General features: G+C 72.0%; 11 protein-coding genes. 10 read left to right on the top strand and 1 reads right to left on the bottom strand.

Features of this window, described 5'->3' with window-relative positions; genetic code table 11:
- Positions 1 to 118 precede the first annotated feature (118 nt).
- From GJG85_RS08275 to GJG85_RS08305, 7 genes are all read left to right on the top strand, one after another.
- Positions 119 to 787 carry an RNA polymerase factor sigma-70 gene (locus GJG85_RS08275; RefSeq protein ID WP_050012605.1) on the top strand — a complete coding sequence of 223 codons (669 nt, stop codon included), beginning with the start codon at positions 119 to 121 and terminating at the stop codon, positions 785 to 787.
- An 85-nt stretch (positions 788 to 872) separates the two neighbouring features.
- Positions 873 to 1,115 carry an MbtH family NRPS accessory protein gene (locus tag GJG85_RS08280; protein WP_050012606.1) on the top strand — a complete coding sequence of 81 codons (243 nt, stop codon included), beginning with the start codon at positions 873 to 875 and terminating at the stop codon, positions 1,113 to 1,115.
- Positions 1,116 to 1,160: 45 nt separating this feature from the next.
- Positions 1,161 to 2,168: a TauD/TfdA family dioxygenase gene (locus GJG85_RS08285; protein ID WP_050012607.1), complete on the top strand. Its 1,008-nt coding sequence runs from the start codon at positions 1,161 to 1,163 to the stop codon at positions 2,166 to 2,168.
- On the top strand, positions 2,168 to 3,016 hold the full coding sequence (locus GJG85_RS08290; RefSeq protein ID WP_050012608.1) for an ABC transporter ATP-binding protein: 849 nt from the start codon (positions 2,168 to 2,170) through the stop codon (positions 3,014 to 3,016). Before GJG85_RS08285 ends, GJG85_RS08290 begins: the two co-directional genes overlap by 1 nt.
- Entirely contained in the window at positions 3,013 to 5,103 is a 2,091-nt protein-coding gene (gene fhuB / locus GJG85_RS08295; protein WP_050012609.1) for a Fe(3+)-hydroxamate ABC transporter permease FhuB, read from the top strand. Before GJG85_RS08290 ends, fhuB begins: the two co-directional genes overlap by 4 nt.
- The gene (gene fhuF / locus GJG85_RS08300) at positions 5,100 to 5,900 is read left to right on the top strand and encodes a siderophore-iron reductase FhuF (RefSeq protein ID WP_204383227.1); all 801 of its coding nucleotides are present in this window, start codon (positions 5,100 to 5,102) and stop codon (positions 5,898 to 5,900) included. Before fhuB ends, fhuF begins: the two co-directional genes overlap by 4 nt.
- Positions 5,897 to 6,922, top strand: a complete 1,026-nt coding sequence (locus tag GJG85_RS08305; protein WP_204383228.1) for an iron-siderophore ABC transporter substrate-binding protein — start codon at positions 5,897 to 5,899, stop codon at positions 6,920 to 6,922. The genes fhuF and GJG85_RS08305 overlap by 4 nt, the downstream gene beginning before the upstream one ends.
- A gap of 173 nt (positions 6,923 to 7,095) precedes the next feature.
- On the opposite strand, the gene GJG85_RS08310 is transcribed toward GJG85_RS08305, so the two are convergent.
- Positions 7,096 to 8,841 (bottom strand): cyclic peptide export ABC transporter, encoded by a 1,746-nt coding sequence (locus tag GJG85_RS08310; RefSeq protein ID WP_050012612.1) that lies wholly within the window; start codon positions 8,839 to 8,841, stop codon positions 7,096 to 7,098.
- 272 nt (positions 8,842 to 9,113) lie between these two features.
- Here GJG85_RS08310 and GJG85_RS08315 point away from each other — a divergent pair, with 272 nt between their 5' ends.
- From GJG85_RS08315 to GJG85_RS08325, 3 genes are read left to right on the top strand one after another with little or no spacing between them, the layout of a single operon-like run.
- Positions 9,114 to 18,806 carry a non-ribosomal peptide synthetase gene (locus tag GJG85_RS08315; protein ID WP_204383229.1) on the top strand — a complete coding sequence of 3,231 codons (9,693 nt, stop codon included), beginning with the start codon at positions 9,114 to 9,116 and terminating at the stop codon, positions 18,804 to 18,806.
- A 9-nt stretch (positions 18,807 to 18,815) separates the two neighbouring features.
- Complete coding sequence (locus GJG85_RS08320) at positions 18,816 to 23,804, top strand: non-ribosomal peptide synthetase (RefSeq protein ID WP_050012613.1); 4,989 nt, start codon at positions 18,816 to 18,818, stop codon at positions 23,802 to 23,804.
- On the top strand, positions 23,794 to 24,825 hold the full coding sequence (locus tag GJG85_RS08325) for a GNAT family N-acetyltransferase (protein ID WP_050012614.1): 1,032 nt from the start codon (positions 23,794 to 23,796) through the stop codon (positions 24,823 to 24,825). The genes GJG85_RS08320 and GJG85_RS08325 overlap by 11 nt, the downstream gene beginning before the upstream one ends.
- Positions 24,826 to 24,837 lie beyond the last annotated feature (12 nt).

Genomic DNA, 24,837 nt, shown 5'->3' on the forward strand with positions numbered 1-24,837 from the left:
CATTCCGGCAATTGTTCAGACAAATCCCACTAACCTAAAGGGTTATCTCGTAATCGGATTGAGAATGATTTGCGTTTACGTTAAATTCCCTTATCTCGGAATTTGACGGAGCAGATCGATGGCGATGGCGGAAGTGCTCGACCGACCGGTAGCGGCAGCGGCAAACCCGTTCCTCGGCAGTTATCCGGACCTGCCGCCGCGCGCCGCGCCGCGTGCGCGCCGGGCGTCCGAGCCGCGTGCGCAGGGCGCGCTGCTCGATGTGCTGATCTCGCATCGCGCGATGCTCGTCAACGTCGCGCGCGGCTTCGTCGGCTGCGCGAGCCGCGCGGAGGACGTCGTGCACGACGTGTTCGTGAAACTCGTCGAGTTCCCCAATCAGGACGCGGTGCGCCAGCCGGTCGCGTACGTGACGCGGATGGTGCGCAACGCATCGATCGACGCGTGCCGCCGGCAAAGCCTCGAAAACGTCTATCACACCGAAGAGGACGACGGCTACGACGTGCCGTCGCCCGAGCCGACGCCGGAAGCCGCGTTGATGACGCGCGATACGCTGCGGCGCGTGTGCGCCGCGCTCGACGACCTGCCGGCGCGCAGCCGGGCGGCATTCGAGATGGTGCGGCTGCGCGAGGAGACGCTGCAGACCGCGGCGCGCGCGCTGAACGTGTCGCAGACGCTCGTGCATTTCATGGTGCGCGACGCGGAGCGCCACTGCGCGGAATGCCTCGACGCATGCCATCGCGGCGTCGCCTGCCCGGTGTTCCTGGGCGGCCGCGCACGGCGGCGGTAAAAAAACGCGCCGGCCAACCGTCTATCAGACAGGAGCGGCCGAATTCGCCGCTTCGCTTCCTTCAACCGCCCAGCGATTTCCGATCATGACGCAAGCCCCGACGCCTTCCGCCGACACCGACGATCTCGTCTATACGGTCGTCATCAACGACGAAGAACAGTATTCGATCTGGCCGACGTTCCGGCCCGTGCCCGCCGGCTGGCGCGAGATCGGCGTGAGCGGCCCGAAGGCCGACTGTCTCGCGCACATCGAAACCGTCTGGACCGACATGCGTCCCGCGAGCCTGCGCCGCGCGATGGACGGCGAGCGCGCGACGCGCGCGTCGTGACCCGTTGCGCCGCACGTGCGGCGCGTCACCTGAAGAGGACGTTGCATGACCCTGCTTTCGTTGCCGACGCTCGACGACCTGCGTATCGAGCCGGGACTGCCCACCGTCGTGTCGCCGCGCGGCAACGACGGGATGTCGATCGACGACGTCGCGCCGCTCGCGCGCGAGATCGCGGTCGACACGCTCGAACGGGCGGGCGGCGTGCTGTTCACGGGCTTTCGCGTGCCGTCGATCGACACGTTCCAGCAATTCGCGGCCTCGTTCGGCGATCCGCTGATCGGCTATGAATACGCGTCGACGCCGCGCAGCCAGGTCGAAGGCGCGGTCTACACGTCGACCGAATACCCGCCGCACCGCGCGATTCCGCTGCACAACGAGCAGTCGTACACGCGCGAATGGCCGCTGCGGATCTGGTTCCACTGCGCGCTCGCCGCGCCGAAGGGCGGCGCGACGCCGATCGCGGACAGCCGCGCCGTTTACCGCGCGCTCGATCCGGCGCTCGTCGCGCGCTTCGAGAAGCGCGAGCTGCTGTACGTGCGCAATTTCGGGCAGGGTCTCGATCTGCCGTGGCAGCAGTCGTTCGGCACCGACGAGCCGGCCGAGGTCGAGCGGATGTGCGCGGCGCGCGGCATCGAGTGCGCGTGGCGCACCGACGACGACGGCGAACTGCTGCTGCGCACGCGCGAGCGTTGCCAGGCCGTCGCGCGCCATCCGCGCACGGGGGACCGCGTATGGTTCAACCAGGCGAACCTGTTTCACCTGTCGGCGCTCGACGACGACATGCAGGAAGCGCTCGTCGACGCGGTCGGGCTCGAGAACGTGCCGCGCAACGTGTATTACGGCGACGGCGAACCGCTCGAGGCCGACGCGCTCGCGCAGATCCGCGGCGTGCTCGACCAGCAGCGCATCGTGTTCCCGTGGCGCACCGGCGACGTGCTGATGCTCGACAACATGCTGACCGCGCATGCGCGCGACCCGTTCGAGGGGCCGCGCAAGGTCGTCGTCGCGATGGCGCAGAGTTACACGGTCCCGCGCGACCGAACGGAGGATTGATGACGCGTAGTACCGCCGCGCTTGCCGCGCGCGGGCTGTCGGTGGGATATCGCGACCATGTCGTGATCGACGGGCTGGACCTGTCGATCGCGGCCGGTCGCGTAACCGCGCTGTGCGGACCGAACGGCTGCGGCAAGAGCACGCTGCTGCGCACGCTCGCGGGCCTGCAGCCCGCGCGTGCCGGCCACGTTGAAGTCAACGGCAAGCCGCTCGCATCGTTTCGCCGTCGCGCGCTCGCGCGCGAGCTGACGATGCTCGCGCAGTTCAACCAGATTCCGTCGGGCCTCACGGTGCGCGAACTCGTCGCGTACGGGCGCTATGCGTACGGCGGCTTCCTGCGCGGCCTGTCGCGCGCCGATCATGCGGCGATCGACGAGGCGCTCGACACGAGCGGCCTTGTGAACGATGCGGAGCGCGACGTCGGCGCGCTGTCGGGCGGCGAACGCCAGCGCGCGTGGATCGCGATGGCGCTCGCGCAGCAGGCGCCGATCGTGCTGCTCGACGAACCGACGACGTATCTCGACATTCATCACCAGCTCGACATCCTCGATGCGCTGCGTGCGCTGAACCGCGCGCGCGGGCTGACGATCGTCTGGGTGTTGCACGACCTGAACCAGGCGGCCGCGTACAGCGACGAGATCGTGCTGATGCGCGCGGGCCGTCTCGTCGCGCAGGGCACGCCCGACGCGATGCTCGAGCCGGCGCGGCTGCGCGCGGCGTTCGGCGTCGAGATGCTGAAGCTCGCGCATCCGCAGACGGGCGCGCCGATGTGCGTGCCGGCCTACGGGCCGTCGACCGACGGCGCGCCGCAGGCGGCCGGCGTCTTCGACCGGGATCTCGCCGTATGACGACGTTCGCGATGCGCAAGCGCCTCGCGGCGACGGGCAAGAGCGCGGCGAAGGGCCGGGCCGGCGCGATCGCGTTCGGTCTCGTCGCGCTGATCGCGCTGCTCGCGGCGCTGCGGATCGCCCCCGATCTGCGCGTGTGGTGGGACGCGGCGCCCGGCAGCGATGCCGCGTCGCTCGCGCACGTATTCCTGTTCGACCTCAATCTGCCGCGCGTCGCGGCCGCGCTCGTCGCGGGCGGCTGCCTCGGCATCGCCGGCGCACTGTTCCAGTCGCTCACGCGCAATCCGCTCGCGTCGCCCGACCTGCTCGGCGTGACGGGCGGCGCCCAGCTCGGCCTGCTCGCGGCGATGCTGGTGCCGGCGCTGGCGGGCGTCGCGTCGGTGCCGCTGCTGTTCGTGTGCGGGCTCGCGGCTGCCGCGTGCGCGATCGTCGCGGCGGGCGGCTGGCGCGCGACGCCGTTGCGGCTCGTACTCGCGGGCAGCGTGTGCATGCTGCTGTTCGCCGCGCTGTCGACGCTCGTGCTCGCGTTCTTCGAGCAAAACATCGCGGGCGCCGCGCTGTGGACCAACGGCAGCCTGTACCAGCCGGGCGCGGCGGGCCTCGCGCTCGCCGCGCGCTGGCTCGTCGTGCCGCTGGTCGCGCTGCCGTTCGTGATCCGGCCGCTGAATCCGCTCACGCTCGGCGACGATGCGGCGGCCGCGGCCGGCGTGCGCGTCGATGCGACGCGGCTTGCCGCGACGATCGTCGCGGTCGCGTTCACGAGCGTGGCGGTCAGCATCGCGGGCCCGCTGTCGTACGTCGGCCTCGTCGCGCCGAACCTGCTGCGCCAGGTGCGCGGCGCGCGCGCGGCGCGGCTCGGCGTGCTGGTGTCGCTGTCGGCGCTCGCCGGGGGCGCGCTCGTGCTCGTCACCGATAGCGCGGTGCTCGCATCGGGCCTCGACGCGACGCTGTCGACCGGCGTCGCGATCGCGCTGGTCGGCACGCCGCTGATGCTCGCGATGATCCGGCGCGGCGCCGCGTGGTCGGGCGTGCTGCACGCGGATGCCGAACGTGCGGCGGGCGGCGGCTCGACGCGGCTCGTCGGCTGGCTCGAACGGCTCGGCTGGCCGTTGCGCACCGTGCTGTTCGTCGTGGCGGGCCTGCTCGTGGTTTTTGTCGGCGTGTCGGCCGGCCCCGAATGGCTGTCGCCCGCGCGCTGGTCGGCCGCGCTGTCCGGTCACGATGCGCTCGCGCGGATGCTGATCGACCTGCGCCTGCCGCGCTTGCTGTGCGCGCTGCTCGCCGGCGCGTTGCTGGCGGTCAGCGGCGTCGCGATGCAGAGCGTCGTGCGCAATCCGCTCGCGGGCCCGGAAGTGCTCGGCGTCACGCAGGGCGCGGGGCTCGTCACGCTGTTCGCATTGTCGACGTGGCCGCTGATGGGCCACGTGACGCTGGCCGCCGCCGCGCTGATCGGCGGCGGGCTGTCGCTCGCGATCACGCTCGCGCTGAATCACCGGCATCGCTACGCGCCGCTCGCGGTCGCGCTGACCGGCATCGTGATCGGCGCGCTGTGGACCACGCTCGCGCAATGGCTGATCACGCAGGAAAGCGTGCAGCCCGCGCGCTTCGTCGTATGGCTCGTCGGCGGTACGTACGGCCGCAGCTGGGGCGAGGTGTCGATGCTGCTGCCGTGGTGCGTGCTCGCGGTGCCGGTGTTCGCGTGGCTCGCGAAACCGCTCGACATGCTCGCGCTCGGCGACGATCAGGCGGCCGCGCTCGGCCTGCCGGTGGCCGCGCTGCGGCCGCTCGCGCTGACGATCGCGACGCTCGCCGCGTGCGCGGCCGTCGCGGCGGTCGGGCCGGTCGGTTTCATCGGGCTGATGGCGCCGCACGTCGCGACGATGCTCGGCGCGCGCCGACATCGCACGCGGCTGTGGCTCGCGGCGGCGTGCGGCGCACTGATCCTCGGCGTCGCGGATCTCGCGGCGCGCACCGTCGTCGCGCCGCGCGAAGTGCCGGCCGGCGTGCTGACCGCGCTGATCGGCGCGCCGTACCTGCTCGGGCTGCTGATTCTCGAGGGGCGCCGCGCCCGGCGCGCCGGGCGATGACGCCGGCGCTCGACGGCGCGCGCGCCACGCGTTTTTCGGCGTTCGCGCCGGGACCGTTCGCCGAGCACCTCGACGCCGTGTGGCTCGGCATGCCCGACGATGGGCACGCGCCGGGCCGCATCGTCGTGCCCGTCAGCGCGTTGCCCGCGCACCGCGACGCCGTGCTCGCCGCGATGGTCGACCATTACGGCGGCGATCCGGCGCAGCATGCGCGTGCGCTGATGTCGCAATGGAGCAAATACTATTTCGGCCGCGCGGCGCCGGCCGGCGTCGTCGCCGCGCTGACGCTCGGCCGGCCGCTCGACATGACGCCCGAGCGCACGTTCGTCGCGCTCGACGACGGGATGCCGGCCGCACTGTATTTCGCGAGCGATGCGCTCGGCGCGCCGTGCGACGAACCTGAGCCGCGCTATGCGGGGCTCATCGCGCATCTCGGCGCGGTGATCGACCTGCTCGCCGCGATGGGCCGCGTCACGCCGCGCGTGCTGTGGAGCAACGCGGGCAACCTGCTCGACTATCTGCTCGATACGTACCGTTCGCTGCCGTGCGCGGCGGATCCCGTCCGCGATGCGGACTGGCTGTTCGGCTCGACCTGCGTGCGCGGCGAATCGAATCCGCTGCGCCAGCCCGTGCGCGATGCCGTGCCGCGCTCGCCGCTGCTGCCGACGCCGTTTCGCGCGCGCCGCGTGTGCTGCCTGCGCTACGAAATTCCTGGAGAAACGCAACTGTGTGGAAGCTGCCCACTGCTACTGACGATGGAGGACGCGGCGCTGGCCGAGCAGGACGCGATCCGGTGACGCATGCCGGCCGCCGGCATGTGCTTGGCACGCTCGCGGCCGCGCTCGGCGCCGCATGCTGCGGCGCGTTTTCCGCATCGGCCGCCGCAGCTTCCGTGGCCGGGAGCGCCGGCGGTACGCAAGGCGCCGTGTCGCTGGCCGGCAATCCCGTCGTGTCGCAGGCCAGCGCGAAGATGCCCATGCGGCCGCAGCGCGTGGTCGCGCTCGACTTCATGTTCGCGGAAAGCGTGATCGCGCTCGACCTCGTGCCGGTCGGGATGGCCGATACCGGGTTCTATCCGGGTTGGCTCGGTTATCGGAGCGAGCAGCTCGCGCACGTGACCGACATCGGCTCGCGGCAGGAGCCCGGGCTCGAGGCGATCGCGGCGGTCAAGCCGGACCTGATCATCGGCGTCGGGTTCCGGCATGCACCGATCTTCGACGCGCTCGACCGGATCGCGCCGACGATCCTGTTCCAGTTCAGCCCGAACGTGTCCGAAGGCGGCGTGCCCGTCACGCAGCTCGACTGGATGCGGCAGATCTTCCGGACGATCGGCGCGGTGACGGGGCGCGACGCGCGCGCGCAGGCGGTCGAAGCGCAACTCGACGCCGGCATCGCGCGCAATGCGGCGCGGCTCGCGGCCGCGGGCCGCCACGGCGAGCGCGTCGCGCTGCTGCAGGATCTCGGCTTGCCCGATCGTTACTGGGCCTATACCGGCAACAGCACGTCGGCCGGCCTCGCGCGGGCGCTCGGGCTCGATCCGTGGCCGAAGAAGCCGACGCGGGAAGGCACGCTGTACGTGACGTCGGCCGACCTGCTGCGGCAGCGCGACCTGGCCGTGCTGTTCGTGACCGCGTCGGGGATGGACGTGCCGTTGTCGACGAAACTCGATTCGCCGGTGTGGCGTTTCGTGCCCGCGCTGCGCGAGCATCGGATCGCGCTGATCGAGCGCAACATCTGGGGGTTCGGCGGGCCGATGTCGGCGCTGAAGCTGGCCGACGAGATGACCGATACGATGCTGAAGCTGCCGGCCGTGCGTTGAGCGTGCGGACGAGGCCGCGTGGACGGGCAGGGCGTGGCGACCGACTTGACGACGCGGGGCTTCCGCCTGTCCTTTCGCTACACGTCAGCCACATTCCCCGCTGAAACGACCATCGCCGACACACTGCCCATGCAGCATGTCGGCGATTTTTTCGATCGACTGTCGGTGTCGTGTTACGCGCTCAGCGCATCGACGCCATCCTGCGCGCGCAGGCGCGCCGGCTGCGTGTCGCTGACGATGCGCCCGTTGTCGAGCTTCAGCAGACGATCGGCGAGATCGAAATAGCGGTCGTCGTGCGTGATCACGATCACGGCCTTGCCGCGCGCGCGCAGCTCGGGCAGCAATTGTTCGTAGAACACGGCCTTGAACGACGGATCCTGGTCGGCCGCCCATTCGTCGAACAGGTAGAACGGGCGATCTTCCAGGTATGCGACGACGAGCGCGAGCCGCTTGCGCTGCCCGGTCGACAACGCGCGCGTCGAGAATGCGCCGTCGACCACCTTCACCTTGTGGTCGAGCGCGAGTTTCGCGACGAGCGCGTTCGCCCGCGCATCGGCCTGCGCACGCGACGGATCGTCGGGGTCGACGATGCCGAGCAGCGCATCGAACAGATGGAAATCGTTGAACACCGCGCTGAAGCGCTGCCGGTAGGCCGCGCGTTCGCGCCAGCCGATCGTGCGGCCGTCGACCTCGATCGTGCCTTGCTCCGGCTCGTACAACCCCGTCAACACCTTCGCGAGCGTCGTCTTGCCGCTGCCGTTGCCGCCGACGATGAACACGAGTTCGCCCGGCTTGATCGTCAGGTCGATCGGCCCGATGCTGAACATCCGTTCGTCGCGCTCGTGGAAATACGCATGCGTGACGCCGCGCAGCGTGACCGCGCCGGCCGGCGGCACGTCGGGCGCATCGGCCGCGGGCGGCACCGTGCGCAGCGCGCCGAACTCGGCCATCACGCCTTCGATCCGCGTGAGCGACACGCGCGCCGCGTTGACGGTCGGCAGGTTGTTCAGCAGGCCGTCGAGCGGCACGAGCATGAACAGGAACACGACGACGTAGCCGGCGGCCGCGGCCGGATCGGCATGCACGCCGAGCTGCGGCCAGAACGACGCGATGCCGAGGAACACGTAGAACAGGAAGATGATCCAGCCGACGCCGACCGCATACGCGCTGAACGCGCGGCGCCGATGGTCGCGCACTTCGCCGATCGCGGCGCCGAGCTGGCCGTCGACGAACTGGCGGGCGCGCGCATCGTGCAGCTTCAGCTCCTTCGCGCCGGAGAACAGCGAGCCGAGATAGCCGAACAGGCGGTCTTGCGCCTGGCCGGCCGCTTCGAGCGCCGCGATCGCGCGGCGGTCGCCGGTGTGATAGCCGAGCGAGCCGGCGACGATCGCGGCCAGCGCCAGCACGCACACGGGCCAGGACAGCCACGCGAGATAGCCGAGGCAGCCGAACACGATCGAGCCGTGCATGACCAGGTTCGGCAGCGCGAAGAACAGCATCGACACGTTGGTCGCATCGTCGGTCAGCACCGACTGCACGGGCGCCGCGCCGATCCGCTCGATGTCGCGCAGTTCGGCCGCGCCGACGCGCCGCGCCAGATGCACGCGCAGCCGCGCCATCGTGTCCTGCGACAGGCGGGCGAACAGCGTGCCCGACACGATCCGCGTGACGAGCGCGATCACCGCGCACAGCGCGAAGCGCCACGCGAGCGCGGCGTCGGCGGCGCCCGGTTGCGACAGCGCGCGGTTCAGCGTCGCGACGAGCAGCACGCTCGCGACGCCGTTCAGCACGCACGCGGTGAGCGCCAGCGTGAGCGACACGCGGCTTTCGCGCAGCAGCGCAAGGATCAGGCGCGCCGCGGGGCGGCCGGGGGAAGCGTCGAGGGACGGCGGGGAAGAAGGCTCGTGGGCGGCTGTCATCGGCAACGTCGGTAAAGGGAAGGCAGGCAATAACGCGAAAAACGGCAAATCTGACGCGAAAGCGGCGGGCGGGGCGCGCCCCGTTCCGGCTTTCCTTCCTGATAGACGAACGGGCCGCGCAAATATTTAGCGACATCGCCAAAAAAAGCGGTCGCACGCATTTTGCGCACAAAGCGGTAAAAAATCGGCCGCGTCGTTCGTCACACCAGTGAAGCCGCCCCAAGCGGCCCCGAGACTTGGCCGAAGCGGCCGGACCGAAGGATTTCACGCACATGACGAGTTTCCCGACTGCGCTGCATCACCGAATCCGCGAACTGGCGCGCATCGCGCCCGACGCGCCCGCCATCGCGGTGCCTTTCCAGAACGACCTGCGCCTGTCGCGCGGTGCGCTCGACGCACGTGCGTCGCAACTCGCCCGGCAACTGCGGGCGGCCGGCGTCGGCGCCGAAGTGCGGGTCGGCGTGTGCGTCGAGCGGTCGGGCGACCTGTTCGTCGCGCTGCTGGCCGTGCTGAAGGCCGGCGGCGTGTTCGTGCCGCTCGATCCGCGCCATCCGGCCGCGCGCCTCGACTGGATCGTGCAGGACGCGCAACTGCGGCACGGCATCGTCGACGCCGCCGGCCGCGCGGCGCTCGGCACGCCGTTCGAACACGCGTTCGACGCAGCGGTGGAAGCATCGGGCGTCGCGCAGGATCACGTGTTCGATGACGACATCGTGACCGTGCATCCGCGTTCGGCCGCTTACATGATCTATACGTCGGGCTCGACCGGCACGCCGAAGGCGGTGGTCGTCGAGCACGGGCCGCTCGCCGCGCATTGCGACGCGCTCGCGGCCGCGCTGCCGATCGAGGGCGGCGACCGTCTGCTGCATTTCGCGTCGGTCAACTTCGACGCCGCGCACGAATGCTGGCTCGCGCCGCTCGCGGTCGGCGCCGGCATCGTCGTGGCGCCGCCGCAGCCGTTCGCGCCGGTGGACGCGCATGCGCTGATGGTGCGCGAAGCCGTGAACGTCGCCGCGTTTCCGCCCGCGTACCTGCGTGAATTCGCGGCCGTCGCCGCGCGCGACGGCGTGCCGCCGGCCTTGCGCGTGCTCGCGTTCGGCGGCGAAGCGCTGCCGCAGCAGGCGTTCGAATTCGTGCGCCGCACGTTCCCGGCGGTGCGCCTGATCAACGGTTACGGGCCGACCGAAGCCGTGATCTCGCCGATGCTGTGGCCGGTCGAGCCGGGCGAGATGCCGGTGCTGGCCGCGGACGACGCGTATGCGTCGCTGCCGATCGGCCGCGTGATCGGCCCGCGGGTCGCGTGCATCGACGGCGCCGACGCCGATGGGGTGGGCGAACTGCTGCTCGGTGGCGTGTGCGTCGCACGCGGTTATCACGGTCGTCCGGCGCTCACGGCCGAGCGTTTCATTCCCGATGCGGACGGTGAACCCGGCGCGCGCGTCTATCGCACCGGCGACCTGGCACGCCTGCGCGACGACGGCGCATACGATTATTTGGGCCGCCTCGACGATCAGGTCCAGGTGCGCGGCGTGCGCGTGGAACCGGCGGAAATCGCCGCGTGCCTGCGCTCGCACCCGGCCGTGACCGACGCGGCCGTGATGGCCGACACCGCCAACGGGCCGACGCGCTTGATCGCGTGCGTCGCGCTGCGCGCGGCGGCCGACGATGCCGCATTGAAGGCGCATGTGGCCGCGCAATTGCCGGCCGCGTGGCAGCCGCACGGGTTCGTGCGGTGCGATGCGCTGCCTTACACGCTGAACGGCAAGCTCGACCGTGCCGCGCTGCGCGAGCGGATTGCCGCCCAGCGGATTGCCGCCCAGCGGATTGCCGCCGCGCGCGACACGACGCAAGCCGCGGGCGATGCGCCGCGCACACCGACCGAACAACAGATCGCGGGCCTCTGGCAGACGCTGCTGGGCCTCGACGCCACGCCGTCGCGCGACGATCGTTTCTTGGCGCTGGGCGCCGATTCGCTCGCCGCGATGCAGTTGCAGGCCGCGATCCGTGCCGCCATGCGCGTGAACCTGCGGCTCGACACGCTGTTCGCCGATCCGGCGCTCGCCGAACTGGCCGAAATCGTCGACCGCGCGGAACGCGAGACCGGCGAACCGCTGGCCGCGATTGCCGCGCGCCGCGCGCCGGCCGATGCGGCCGCGTCGGGTGCGACGTACGTCGATCGTGCGGCATCGCTCGCCCAGCAACGCTTCTGGGTGCTCGCGCAAACGCGCGACGCAAGCGCGGCGTATCACATCGCCGCGCACTGGACGATCGACGGCGTGCTCGACCGCGACGCGCTGCAGCGCGCGCTCGATCACGTGATCGGCCGACATGAAGCGTGGCGCACGACACTCGTGGACAACGACGACGGCGTCGTGATGCAGCGGATTCACGCGCATCTGCCGGTGTCGATCGCGTCGGTCGACCTGCGCGAGCAGCCGCCGGCTGCCCGCGACGCGCAAGCCGCGCGTCTTGCCGAGCGCGACGCGGCCGAACCGTTCGACCTCGCGCGCGGCCCGCTGCTGCGCGCGACGCTGGTCGTGCTCGCGGACGACCGTCACCGCCTGCTGCTGACCGCGCATCACGCGATCACCGATGGCTGGAGTTCGCGGTGCGCGTTCGACGAACTGTCGGCTGCGTACTGCGCGTATGCCGAAGGCCGCGAACCGTCGCTGCCCGGATTGCCGATCCAGTACGCGGACTACGCGGACTGGCAGCGCGACATGCTGGCCGGCGGCGAGGGCGAGCGCCAGCTCGACTACTGGCGCGGCGCGTTGTGCGACGTGCCGGGCCCGCTCGCGCTGCCGGTCGACCGCCAGCCGGGCGCCGCACGCACGCTGCACGGCGCGCGCGTATCGGTGCGCCTGCCCGATGCGGTCGCGGCCGACGTGCGGCAACTCGCGCGCGACGCGCAGGCGACCGTCTTCACGGTGCTGCTGGCTGCGCTCGACGCATGGCTGTCGCGACTGACCGGCGAAACCGACGTCGTCGTCGCGGTGCCGGTCGCGCATCGTCAGCGCCCCGAAACGCGTGCGTTGCTGGGTCTTTTCCTGAATACGGTCGCGCTGCGCGTCCGCGTGGCGCCGACGCTGCCGTTCCGTGCGCTCGTCGATGCGGCGCGTACCGCGGCGCTCGACGCGGTCGCGCACCAGGACGTGCCGTTCGAGCGCGTCGTCGACGCGGTGAAGCCGCCCGTCAAGCGCGGCGACGAATGGCTGCGCGTGAAGTTCGCGCAGCAGTTCGACGCACGGCACGACAGCGTGCTGCCGGGCGCCACGGCGGTCGCGACGCCGGGGCCCGATCTCGCCGCGCGCTTCGATTTCGCGCTGGATTTCACCGACGACGCGAACGGGATCGAACTGGTCGCGGCCTATGCGACCGACTGCATCGATGCCGATACCGCGCGTGCGTGGCTCGACAGCTATGCGGCGCTCGTCGCGTCCGCCGCGCATGAACCGCACGCGACGACGGCCGCGCTGCCGTGCGATGCATCGGTGGCGTCGCGCCAGCCGCGCGACGGCCGTGCGCTGCGCATCGAACATGCCGACATCGTCGCCGCGTTCGCGCGGCAGGCGGCTGCCTATCCGCATCGCGTCGCACTTTCTGACGCATCGACCTCGCTGACGTTCGCCGAACTCGACGACGCATCGAACCGCATCGCGCGGGCGCTGACGCAACGCGGCGTCGCCGCCGAAGCGGCGGTCGTCGTCTGCATCGAGCGTTCGGCACGGTTCGTCGTCGGCCTGCTCGGCGCGCTGAAAGCCGGCGCGCTGGCCGTGCTGCTCGACCCGGCGCAACCGTCCGCGCGCCTCGCCGCGGCGGCCGCCGACTGCGGCGCGCGCTGGGCGCTCGTCGCGGACCCGGCCGCGTGGCCGGCCGGCACCGACACGCAGCCGCTCGACGTCGACGCGCTCGCGCAGGACGCGACGCTCGCCCATGCGGCCGGCATGCGCGTCGCGCCGCACCCGGAACAGGGCGCGTACCTGATCTACACGTCGGGCTCGACCGGCACGCCGAAGGGCGTCGTCGTGTCGCACGGCGCGCTGGCCGACTACGTGCAGGGGATGCTCGACGAACTCGCGTTCGCGCCCGACGCGTCGTTCGCGATGGTGTCGACCGTCGCCGCGGACCTCGGCCACACGACGCTGTTCGGCGCGTTGTGCGCGGGCCGTACGCTGCACCTGCTGCCGGCCGCGTGCGCGTTCGATCCGGACCTGTTCGCCGACGAAATGCGCCGCCGCGACGTGGGCGTGCTGAAGATCGTGCCGAGCCACCTGCAGGCGCTGCTCGACGCGCGCGTGCCGGCCGACGTGCTGCCGCGCCACGCGCTCGTGACGGGCGGCGAAACGCTCACGTGGGCGCTCGTCGCACGGCTGGCCGCGCTCGCGCCGGCCTGCCGCGTGATCAACCATTACGGGCCGACCGAAGCGACGGTCGGCGCGATCGTGTGCGACACGGCGTCGATTGCCGCCGACGCGCGCGATCCGGCGAGCGGCGTGCCGCTCGGCCTGCCGCTGCCGAATGCGCGCGCGCTGGTGCTCGACGCGTTCGGCGCGTGCGTGCCGGCCGGCGCGACCGGCGAGCTGTATCTGGGCGGGCCGGGCGTCGCGCGCGGCTACCTCGGCCGGCCCGCGCAAACGGCGGAGCGCTTCGTGCCCGATCCTTTCACGCCGGGCGCGCGGCTGTATCGGACGGGCGACCGCGTGCGGTTGCGCACGGACGGCCGTCTGGCATTCCTCGGCCGCATCGACGACCAGGTGAAGATTCGCGGCTACCGCGTCGAGCCGGGCGAGGTGAGTGCGGCCGTGCGCACGACCGGCCCGATCGCGCAGGCCGAGACGCTCGCGATCGAGCACGATGGCCGCCTGCGGCTCGCGACGTTCGTCGTGATGCGCGACGGCGCGGCGTTCGACGAAGCCGCGGTGCGCGCCGCGCTGGCCGCGACGCTGCCCGACTACATGGTGCCCGCGCAGTTTGTCTCGCTCGCGCGTCTGCCGGTGACCGCGAACGGCAAGATCGATCGCGCGGCATTGCGCGAACTGGCCGCCGTGCCGGTTGTGGTCGCGTCCGGCGATGCACCGCAAGGCGCGGTCGAAACGGTGCTTGCCGATGTCTGGCAGGCCGTGCTGAAGGCGCCGAAGGTCGGCCGCGACGACAACTTCTTCGAACTGGGCGGCGACTCGATCCTCGTGCTGCAGGTGATCGCCCGGGCGCGCAAGCGCGGTGTCCGCTTCACGCCGAAGCAGCTGTTCGACGGGCCGACCGTCGCCGAACTCGCGCGCGTCGCGAAAACGGATGACACGGCCGTCACCGCGCAGCACCCTGCGGTTGCGCCTGCAACGGCCACGCCGGCTGCCAAGCCGATCCTGACGCCCGCACAACAGCGCTTCTTCGCGCTCGATATCCCGCACCGCGGCCACTGGAACCAGTCGGTGTCGTTCGACGTGCGCGGCGCGTTCGACGCGGACGCATTCGCGCGCGCATTCGACGCGTTGCTCACACATCACGACGCATTCCGCCAGCGCTTCGCATGCGCCGCCGACGGCACGTGGCACGCGAGCGATGCGGCGAAGCCGTACGACGCGCTGCCGTTCGTCGAAGTCGCCGCACGCGACGAAGCCGATGCACTGGCGCGCTTCGACGCGCTGCAACGCCGTCTCGATCTCGGCAACGGGCCGCTCGCCTGCGCATGCGCGGCACGGCTGCCGGACGGTTCGACGCGGCTCTATCTCGCGATTCACCATGCGATCGTCGACGGCGTGTCGTGGCGCATCCTGCTCGACGATCTCGACACCGCCTACCGCGCGGCATGCGAGCGCACGCCGGCCCGCCTGTCGCAGCCAGGCCTGCGCGCGGACGCCTGGGCCGCACGGCTCGCCCGCGCGGCAACGGAACCGGTGTCGCCGTTCGCAGCGGAAGCCGCCTACTGGGCCGGCACGGCGCAGGGCGACGACATCGCGCCCGATCACCCCGACGCAGCGGCGACGAACGCCGATGCGGCCGTCGTCGTGCAGACGATCGACGCGACATTGACCCGCGCCGCACTGACCGACGCGCACGCGGCCTATCGCACGCAGACGATCGAGCTGCTCGGCGCGGCGCTCGCACTCGCGCTGGCCGGCGCGCGCGGTGCCGCATCGTGCCGGGTCGAACTCGAGGGGCATGGCCGCGAAGCGCTGTTCGACGACGCGGATGCCAGCCGCACGATCGGCTGGCTGACGAGCCATTACCCGGTGACGCTGCCGGTCGCAGCCACGGCCCGCGACACGCTGTGCGCGGTCAAGGACACGCTGCGCGCGGTGCCGCACAAGGGGCTCGGCTTCGGCGTGCTCGCGCACTACGGCGATGCGGCCACGCGTGCGGCGCTGGCCGCCGTGCCGCGTCCGCGCGTCACGTTCAACTATCTCGGCCAGTTCGACGCGCCGCGCGACGCGACGCTCGTCCCGCGCTTCGGCGGCACCGGCGTCGAGCGCGATCCTCGAGGCCCGCTCGGCAATACGCTCGCGATCCATGCGTACCTCGACACGGACGGCGACGGCGCGCGCACGCTGAAGGTGCACTGGGTCTACGGTGCGCCGCAATTCGAACGCGCGACGATCGACGCATTCGCCGAACGCTTCGCGACCGCGCTGCGCGAACTCGTCGATGCATGCGTGTCGCGCGTCGCGCATCGCGGCGCCGGCGCGACGCCGGGCGATTTCCCGCTCGCGCAGGCCGCCGGCCTCACGCAGGCCGCGATCGAACGCGCGCCGCTCGACTGGCGCGCGATCGACGACGTGTATCCGTTGTCGCCGATGCAGCAGGGCATCCTGTTCCATGCGCTGTTCGCGCCCGGCCACGCGAGCTACGTGAACCAGCTCGTCGCGACCGCGACCGCGCTGGACGCCGACCGGCTCGCGGCCGCATTCGACGCGTCCGTCGCGCGTCACGACATCCTGCGCACGAGCGTGATGCCGGACGAAGCCGCGCCGCTGCAATGCGTGCATCGGCACGCACGCATGCCGGTCGAGCAACTCGACTGGCGCACGCGCGGCGACACGCTCGACGCCGATTTCGACGCATGGCTCGCGGCCGACCGCACGCGCGGCTTCGACTGGCGCGCGCCGCCGCTGATGCGGCTCACGCTGATCCGCGTGACGGACGATGCGTGGCGGGTCGTCTGGACGCGCCACCACGTGCTGCTCGACGGCTGGAGCACCGCGCGCCTGCTCGCCGACGTGCTGCGCGACTACCGCGACCCGGACGCCGTGTCGCCGTTCGCGAGCCGCCCGGCGCTGCGCTATCGCGATTTCATCGCATGGCTCGGCACGCGCGACCGCGACGCCGACGAGCACTTCTGGACCGACCGCCTGGCGCGGCTCGATGCACCGACGCTGATCGCGGAGCGCACGGCCGATCGCGCGGATGCCGAGATGGTCACGTGGCGCGCGACGCTCGACGCCGACACGACGGCGCGCGTCGCGCAAACCGCCCGCGCGCTGAAGCTGACCGTCAACACGCTGGTGCAGGGCGCATGGGCGCTCGCGCTGCAGCGGATGACGCACCAGCCGGCCGTCGCGTTCGGCGCGACCGTCGCCGGCCGCCCCGATGCGCTTGCGGACGTCGACTCGGTGCTCGGCCTCTTCATCAACACGCTGCCGGTCATCACCGCGCCGGCGCCGCAGCAACGTGCGGCCGACTGGCTGCAAGCGCTGCAACGCGAGAACGCGGCGGCCGCCGAACACGCACACACGCCGCTCGCCGACATCCAGCGCTGGGCGCGCGGGTCGGGCGGCGCGCTGTTCGACACGCTGGTCGTGTTCGAGAACTATCCGGTGGACGAGTCCGTGCGTGACGCCGATCCGCGCGCGCTGGCGTTGAGCGGCATACGCAGCATCGAAGCGACCGATTTCGCGCTGACGCTCGTCATCGAAAGCGGCGCCGAACTGACGATCGACTACGGCTACGACACCGCACGCGTCGACGCGCGTCAGGTCGAGACCTGGCATCGCGCGTTTGCCTGCGCGCTCGATGCGCTGGCCCGTACGCCGGACGCGCTGCTGGGCACGCTGTCGATCGCCGACGATGCGACCCGCGATACGCTCGTGCATGCGCAGCACACCGCACATGTCTGGCCGTCCGAACAGCGGCAGCCGCTGCACCTGCAATTCGCCGACGCGGCACGGGCGACACCCGACGCGACCGCGCTCGAATACGCGGACGCTCACGGCCGCGTGCAGCGCGCGACCTATCGCGAACTCGACGCCGCGACGTCGCGCATCGCCGCCGCACTGCGCCGGCGCGGCGTGCAGCCCGACACACCCGTCGCGCTGTGCGTCGAGCGCTCGTTCGACATGGTGATGGCGCTCGTCGGCGTGCTGAAGGCCGGCGCCGCGTACCTGCCGGTCGATCCCGACTATCCGGCCGAGCGCATTGCGTACCTGCTGCGCGACGCGCGGCCGGCCGTCGCGATCACGCAGGCGCATCTGCGCGAGCAGGTCGAGGCCGCGCTGGGCGAGGGCGCCGACACGCAATTGCTGACGGTCGCGGACTTGCTGGCCGACGAAGCGCGCGAAATCGACCACGAAGCCGCCGCGATCGACGACGCGCAGCTCGCGTACCTGATCTACACGTCCGGCTCGACCGGCAAGCCGAAGGGCGCCGGCAACACGCACGGCGCGCTTGCGAACCGGATCGCGTGGATGCAGCACGCGTACCGGCTGACGCACGACGACGTCGTGCTGCACAAGACCCCGTTCGGCTTCGACGTGTCGGTGTGGGAATTCGTGTGGCCGCTCGCGATCGGCGCGAAGCTCGCGATCGCCGCGCCGGGCGATCACCGCGACCCGGCGCGCCTGGCCGCCGCGATCCACGCGCACGGCGTGACGGTGCTGCATTTCGTGCCGTCGATGCTGGCCGCGTTCGCCGCGCATCTCGACGATTTCTCGGCCGCCGCGCAATGCGACAGCGTGCGCCTGATCGTCGCGAGCGGGGAGGCGCTGGCGCCCGAGCTCGTCGCGAAGATGGCGCGCCTGTTGCCGAACGCGACGCTCGTGAACCTGTACGGGCCGACCGAGGCCGCGATCGACGTATCGCACTGGACCTGCGGCCCCGACGACGCGCAGGCGGTCGCGGTGCCGATCGGCCATCCGATCGCGAACCTGCAACTGCACGTGCTCGATGCCGCGTGGCAGCCGGTGCCGGCCGGCGCGACCGGCGAACTGTATCTCGCGGGCGCGGGCCTTGCACGCGGCTATCTCGGCCGTCCGGCGCTGACTGCCGAGCGGTTCGTGCCCGATCCGTTCGTGCCAGGCGCCCGCATGTACCGCACCGGCGACCTCGCACGCCGGCGCGCGGACGGCGCGCTCGACTACCTCGGCCGCGTCGACACGCAGGTGAAGCTGCGCGGCCAGCGGATCGAGCCGGGCGAGATCGAGGCGCTGCTGCGCGCGGCGCCGGGCGTCAACGATGCGGTCGTGGTCGTGCGCGACGAGCAACTGATCGGCTATGTCGCGCGCGGCGACGCGGGCCCGCTCGACCGTGCGGCGCTGCTCGGTGCGTTGCGCGCGCAACTGCCGGCGTACATGGTGCCGTCGCAGTTGATCGAGCTCGATGCATTGCCGGTCACGCCGAACGGCAAATGCGACCGCCATGCGCTGCCCGCGCCGGTGCGCGAAGCGACCGAAGCCGTCGAACTCGCGACCGATACCGAGCGCGCGCTCGCCGACATCTGGCAGCGCGTGCTGCATGTGGACGCGATCGGCCGCGACGGCGATTTCTTCCTGCTCGGCGGCCACTCGCTGCTCGCGACGCAGGCCCACGCGCAGGCGAACCTGCACTGGGGGCTCGCGCTGCCGCTGCGCACGCTGTTCGACACGCGCACGCTGGCGCGCTGCGCGGAAGCGATCGACGTGGCCTGCGCGGCACGCGGCGCGACCGATGCGGCGAGCGCGATCGACGCGCTGCTCGGCGAACTGGAAACCCAATAAGGACGACGGATGACGAAGGTTCAACCCGACTGGCTCGCGCTCGCGACGCGTTTCGCGCAACTGCCCGACGCGCAGCGTGCGGTCTTCATCGACAAGCTCGGCGCGGCCGGCATCGACTTCCGCGTGCTGCCGATCCCGCCGCGCACGCCGCGCAGCGATCGCGTGCCGGCATCGTTCGCGCAGACGCGGCTGTGGCTGCACGCGCGGCTGATCGATGCGCCGGACGCGTATCACATCACCGAGCGCCTCGCGCTGACGGGGCCGCTCGACGTGCACGCGCTGCGTCTTGCATGCGACGCGTTGATTGCGCGCCATGAGGCGCTGCGCACGACCTTCGACGAAGCGCAGGACGGCGTCGCGCAGACGATCCACGCACCGCTGCGCTGCCCGTGGCGCGAAACCGATCTCGAAGCGTTGCCGGACGCGCAGCGCGCGGCACGCGCGGAAGCCGTCGCGACGGCCGACGAAGCCGAGCCGTTCGATCTCGGCACGGCGCCGCTCGTGCGCGCGCATCTGGTGCGCTTCGACGCGACGCATCACTGGCTCGCGCTGACCGTCCATCACATCGTGTCGGACGGCTGGTCGTCGGGCGTGATGCTGTTCGAGCTTGCGGCGTTCTATCGCGCGTATGCGTCGGGCGAACCGGTGACGCTCGCGCCGCTGCCGATTCAGTACGCCGACTACGCGCTGTGGCAGCGCCGCTGGCTCGATGCCGGCGAGCGCGACCGTCAGCTCGCGTTCTGGCGCGAACGGCTCGATCCGCAGCGCGGCGTGCTGACGCTGCCCGGCGCGACCGCACGGCCGGCCCGTCGCAGTGCGCGCGGCGCGCGCCATGTGTTTTCGCTCGACGCGCGCGTCGCTGCGCAGTTGCGCGCGTTCGCGGCCGCGTCCGGCGCGACGCCGTTCGCGGTGCTGCTCGCCGCGCTCGATGCGCTGCTGGCGCGCGCGACCGGCGACGCGCGGATCTGCGTCGGCGTGCCGGCCGCGAACCGCGAGCGCGCGGAAGTCGCCGGCTTGATCGGCTTCTTCGTCAATACGCTCGCGATCGACGTCGACGTGCCCGCGCACGGCGATTTCTCGTCGCTGGTCGCGCGTACGCAGCGTGCGCTCGTCGATGCGCAGATGCACCAGGACGTGCCGTTCGAGCAGGTGGTCGACGCGCTCGGCGTGCCGCGCAGCGCGAGCCACCATCCGCTGTTCCAGGTGATGGCCGCGTATGGCGAACGCCGCGCGCTGCCGCCGCTCGGCGCGGCGTCGGCCGCGCTGCTGCCGTCGGGTACGCCGTCCGCGAAATTCGACCTGACGCTGTCCGTCGAAGCGACGCCGGACGGCACGTTCGACGCCGCCTTCATCTACGCGCTCGACCTGTTCGACGCGGATGCGATCGCACGGCTGGCCGCGCGCTTCGTCACGCTGCTGACCGATGCGCTCGCGCGCCCCGATCTGCCGATCGGCGATCTCGACTGGCTGCCCGCCGACGAACGCGCGCAGCTCTTCGCGTGGAACGCGCCGGCCGGCGCGACCGCCGCCGAGCCGTTCGTACCGGTGCATGCACGCATCGCCGCCCATGCGCACGCGCGGCCCGACGCACGCGGTGTCGCCGATATCGATCGCGCGTTGACGCGCGGCGAGGTCGATGCCCGTGCCGCACGTTTGGCGCGCCATCTGGTGGCGGCCGGCGTGCGGCCCGAGATGCGCGTCGGCGTCGCGCTGCAGCGCTCGGTCGACCTGCTCGTCGCGCTGATCGCGGTGCTGAAGTCGGGCGCCGCGTTCGTGCCGCTCGATCCGGCTCATCCGCGCGAACGGCTCGCGCAGATCGTCGGCGATGCGGCCATTGCGCACGTGCTGACCGACGCCGCGAGCGCCGCGTCGCTGCCCGACTTGCCTGAATTGCGCATCTGGCGCGCGGACGAAATCGCTGCGCTCGACGAAGCCGCGCATGTCGCGCTGCCGGACGTGCTGCCCGGTCATGCGGCGTATGCGATCTACACGTCGGGTTCGACCGGCAAGCCGAAGGGCGTGATCGTCGACCACGCGTCGTTCGCGCTGCATTGCGCGGCGATCGCCGAGCGCTACGGCGCGGGCGAGCACGACGTGTTCCTGCTGTTCCAGTCGGTCAATTTCGACGGCGCGCACGAAGGCTGGTTTTCGCAATACATGTCGGGCGCCGCCGTGTCGGTGACGGCCGACGTGCTGTGGCCGCCCGCGCAGACCTGCGCGATGATGATCCGCGACGGCGTGACGATGACCTACGTGCCGCCCGGCTGCGCGGCCCAGCTCGCCGAATGGGCGCTCGCGCACGGCGCGCCGCCGACGCTGCGTTCGCTGACCGTCGGCGGCGAGGCGACGTCGCGCGAGGCGTTCGCGATGCTGCGCCGCGCGCTGCCGAACGTGCGCGTGGTCAACGGCTACGGCCCGACCGAAACGGTCATCACGCCGACGCTGTGGATGTTCCGTCCCGGCGACGATCTCGCGAAGCTCGGCGACGCCGCGTATCTGCCGATCGGTACGCTGGTCGGCGCGCGCACCGCGCACGTGCTCGATGCGCGGCTGCATCCGCTGCCGGTCGGCGTGATCGGCGAACTGTATCTGGGCGGCGAGGGCATCGGCGTCGCACGCGGCTACCTCGACCGGCCGGCGCTGACGGCCGAGCGTTTCGTGCCCGATCCGTATGGTGCGCCGGGCGCGCGGCTGTACCGGACCGGCGATCTCGTGCGGCGCCGCGCGGACGGCGTGTTCGATTTCATCGGCCGCGTCGATCATCAGGTGAAGCTGCGCGGCCTGCGCATCGAACTCGGCGAAATCGAAGCGCAGCTCGCCGCGCACGACGCGGTGCGCGAAGCCTGCGCGGTCGTGCACGGACAGGGCGCGCTCGCGCAACTCGTCGCGTATGTCGAGTTGACCGCCGAAGCGCAGGCGGCCGCGCAGCCGGTCGAAGCCGCGACGCTCGATGCGCACCTGCGCCGCACGCTGCCCGACTACATGGTGCCCGCGCAACTGATCGTGCTCGATGCGTTGCCGCGCAACGCGAACAGCAAGGTCGACCGCGCGCGGTTGCCGGCGCCGGTGCGGGTCGAACGTGCGTACGAGGCACCGCACGACGGCGACGAAGCCGCGCTCGCGGCGATCTGGTGCGACGTGCTGAACCTCGAACGCGTGGGCCGCGGCGATCACTTCTTCGACCTCGGCGGCCATTCGCTGGCAGCCGTGCGCGTCGCGACGCGCGTGGCCGAGCGGCTCGGCCGCGACGTGCCGGTGCGTGCGTTGTTCGAGGCGCCCGTGCTCGCGCCATACGCGCGGCAGGTGGCCGATGCGCCGCGCGCCGCGCATACCGGCGCCACGGCGCCGGGCGTCGCCATGGCCAAACCGGACGCGCACGGCGTGTGGCCGCTGTCGCCCGCGCAGCTCGGCCTGTGGTTCCTGTGGCGCGCGCAGCCGGACAGCGCCGCATACAACATTCCGGTCGCGCTGCGCGTGCGCGGCCCGCTCGACGTCGATGCGCTGCGCGCCGCGTTCGCGGATGCCGCCGCCGGGCATCCGGCGCTGCGCGCGCGGCTCGTCGTCCGCGACGGCGCGCTGCCGGGCCAGCGGATCGACGCAGACGTTGCCGTCGATCTGCCGGTGATCGACCTGTCGGCGCAAGCCGATGCGCTGGCTCGCGCGACCGCGCTGACCGACGCGGATGCGCTCGCCCCGTTCGACCTCGCGGCCGACGCGCCGCTGTGGCGCGCCCGCGTGTTGCGGCTCGGCGCGGACGATCACGTGCTGTCGGTGACGATCCACCACATCGTGTCGGATGGCGAATCGATCGAGCTGTGGCTCGACGCGGTGCGCGCCCGCTATGTCGCCCGCGTGCAGCGCAGCGCCGTGCCGGCCGGTGAAGCCGTCGAACCGGCCGCGCCACCGCTCGTGCTGCCCGCGCCGTGCCATCCGGCGCGCGTCGCGTACTGGTGCGATGCGCTCGCCGATCTGCCGTCGCGCATATTGCCGCAGCGCACCGATGCGCCGGCCGTGCCGCAATGGCGCGCGGCCCGCATCGCATTCGAATTCGATGCGCCACTGATTCGCGCCGCGCGCGACGCCGCGTCGGCCTCGCACGCGACGCTGCCGATGCTGCTGCACGCGGCGCTCAACACCGCGCTGTTCCGCGCGACGGGCGCGGCCGACCAGCCGGTCGGCGTGCTCGCGTCGACGCGCGAACTCACGGGCGACGCGGCCCGCGCCGCGCTGGGCCTGTTCATCAACTCGGTCGTCGTGCGCACGCGGATCGCCCCGTCCGCGCGCCGTGCGGACGTGCTCGCGCAAGTGCGCGACACGGCGCTTGCCGCATATGCGCATGCCGACGTGCCGTTCGCCGACGTCGTGGCCGCGCTGCGTGCGCCGCGCGCCGCGCAGGCCAATCCGCTGTTCCAGGTGATGTTCAACTACCTGCGCCCGACCGGCGCCGCCGCACGCGACTGGGCCGGTCTGTCGCTGGCCGGATTCGACGACGTGCGCCATCGCGTCGTGTTCACGCTGGAGCTGGACGTCGTCGAGCATCCGGATGGCCGCGTGAGCGCCGCGTTCTCGTATGCGGACGAACTGCTCGCGCGCGATTTCGTCGAGACGCTCGTCGATCTGTATCACGACGAAGTCGCGCGGTTCGCCGGCGCGTCGGAGGCGGCGCTCGGCGCACCTGATAAGCACGCAGCCGCGCACGCTGCGTCCGGCGCACGCGCCGGCGCCGCGACCCAGCCCCATGCAATGTCGTCCCATGCGGCCGCCGCGCTCGCCGCGCTGTGGTCGGACACGTTCGCGACGGCCGCACCCGAGGCCGATGCAGACCTGTTCGAAGCCGGCGCGACGTCGTTCGACGTCGTGCGCTTCGTCGACGTGGCCGGTCGTGCCGGTCATGCGCTGACGGTCGCCGACGTGTTCGCGGCGCCGACGCTCGCGGCGCTCGGCGCGCGGCTCGATGCGCAAGCGGAAACGGGACAGGAGGCGCGCCATGCTGGCTGAAGTGCGCCCGGACGGATTCACGATGCTCGATACCTACCGCCTCGCGTTCGCGGACGGCCTGTTCGCCGCGCGCGACGGCGCGGAGATCCGCGTCGCGCAGGGCGACGGTATCGGCGCGCAGTTGCTGCGCGCGCAGCTCGGCGACGACGGCGCGCTGCGCCTCGTCGCCTATAACCATCGCGCGGCGCCGGCCGATCAGCGGCGGGCGCTGCTGGCCGCACTCGCCGCGGCGTTCTCGGACAGCGCGCGCCACGCGGCGATTCGGCTCGACCCGGCCGCATGGCCGGCGGTCGCGCTCGACGCGCTGCGCGCGAGCGGCGTGCTGGCCGACGGCGGCCGCTGCCTGCGCGACGGCTGGGCGCAGCAGGCCGACCTGTGGCGCGTCGGCGCGGCGCTGCCGTGCGCGACGCTGCCGACGATCACCGACGGCCGGCGTCATCCGCGCCGTCCGCCCGCACCGCGCGGCGACGTCTATGCGCGCGACCTGCCGGCGCTCGGCGTGCGCTTCACGCTGCGCGGCTGGCAGCCGGCGGAAGACACCGAGCGGCTCGCGCGCTGGTTCGACGAGCCGCGTGTGCGCGACGGCTGGCCCGGCGCACAGCCCGCGCCACGCGGCGCGGAAGGCGCGCAGGAAACCGATCCGCACGTGACGCGGCTGGTCGGCTGTTTCGACGACGAGCCGTTCGCGTATTTCGAAGCGTTCTGGCTGAAGGAGGACGCGCTCGCGCCGCACGTCGCGGCGCGCGACTACGACCGCGGGCTGCGGATGCTGGTCGGCGAGCCGCGCTGGCGCGGTGCGCACCGCGTGGCCGGCTGGCTGCCGTCCGTCGTGCATTACCTGTTTCTCGACGACCTGCGTACCGAAGCGGTCGGCTGTGCCGTTCCGGCCGGCCACACGCGGGTTGCCGACCATCTCGCGCGGCATGGCTTCGCGCGGCAGCGCCGTCTCGCGCTGGCCGACGCGCAGCCGCTGTGGATGCGCACGCTGCGCGAGACGTTCTTCTCCGGCCGTCACGTCTGACGGGCCGGATTC

Origin of the sequence: Burkholderia sp. MS389, from assembly GCF_016899425.1 — a bacterium.
GTDB lineage: Bacteria > Pseudomonadota > Gammaproteobacteria > Burkholderiales > Burkholderiaceae > Burkholderia > Burkholderia sola.

What these genes read in the sequence shown, in the direction of transcription:
- GJG85_RS08315 (WP_204383229.1), top strand. Translation starts at nt 9,114, where the DNA reads ATGACGAGTTTCCCGACTGCGCTGCATCACCGAATCCGCGAACTGGCG.
- GJG85_RS08280 (WP_050012606.1), top strand. Translation starts at nt 873, where the DNA reads ATGACGCAAGCCCCGACGCCTTCCGCCGACACCGACGATCTCGTCTAT.
- GJG85_RS08325 (WP_050012614.1), top strand. Translation starts at nt 23,794, where the DNA reads ATGCTGGCTGAAGTGCGCCCGGACGGATTCACGATGCTCGATACCTAC.
- GJG85_RS08320 (WP_050012613.1), top strand. Translation starts at nt 18,816, where the DNA reads ATGACGAAGGTTCAACCCGACTGGCTCGCGCTCGCGACGCGTTTCGCG.
- GJG85_RS08285 (WP_050012607.1), top strand. Translation starts at nt 1,161, where the DNA reads ATGACCCTGCTTTCGTTGCCGACGCTCGACGACCTGCGTATCGAGCCG.
- GJG85_RS08275 (WP_050012605.1), top strand. Translation starts at nt 119, where the DNA reads ATGGCGATGGCGGAAGTGCTCGACCGACCGGTAGCGGCAGCGGCAAAC.
- GJG85_RS08290 (WP_050012608.1), top strand. Translation starts at nt 2,168, where the DNA reads ATGACGCGTAGTACCGCCGCGCTTGCCGCGCGCGGGCTGTCGGTGGGA.
- fhuF (WP_204383227.1), top strand. Translation starts at nt 5,100, where the DNA reads ATGACGCCGGCGCTCGACGGCGCGCGCGCCACGCGTTTTTCGGCGTTC.
- GJG85_RS08310 (WP_050012612.1), bottom strand. Translation starts at nt 8,841, where the DNA reads ATGACAGCCGCCCACGAGCCTTCTTCCCCGCCGTCCCTCGACGCTTCC.
- fhuB (WP_050012609.1), top strand. Translation starts at nt 3,013, where the DNA reads ATGACGACGTTCGCGATGCGCAAGCGCCTCGCGGCGACGGGCAAGAGC.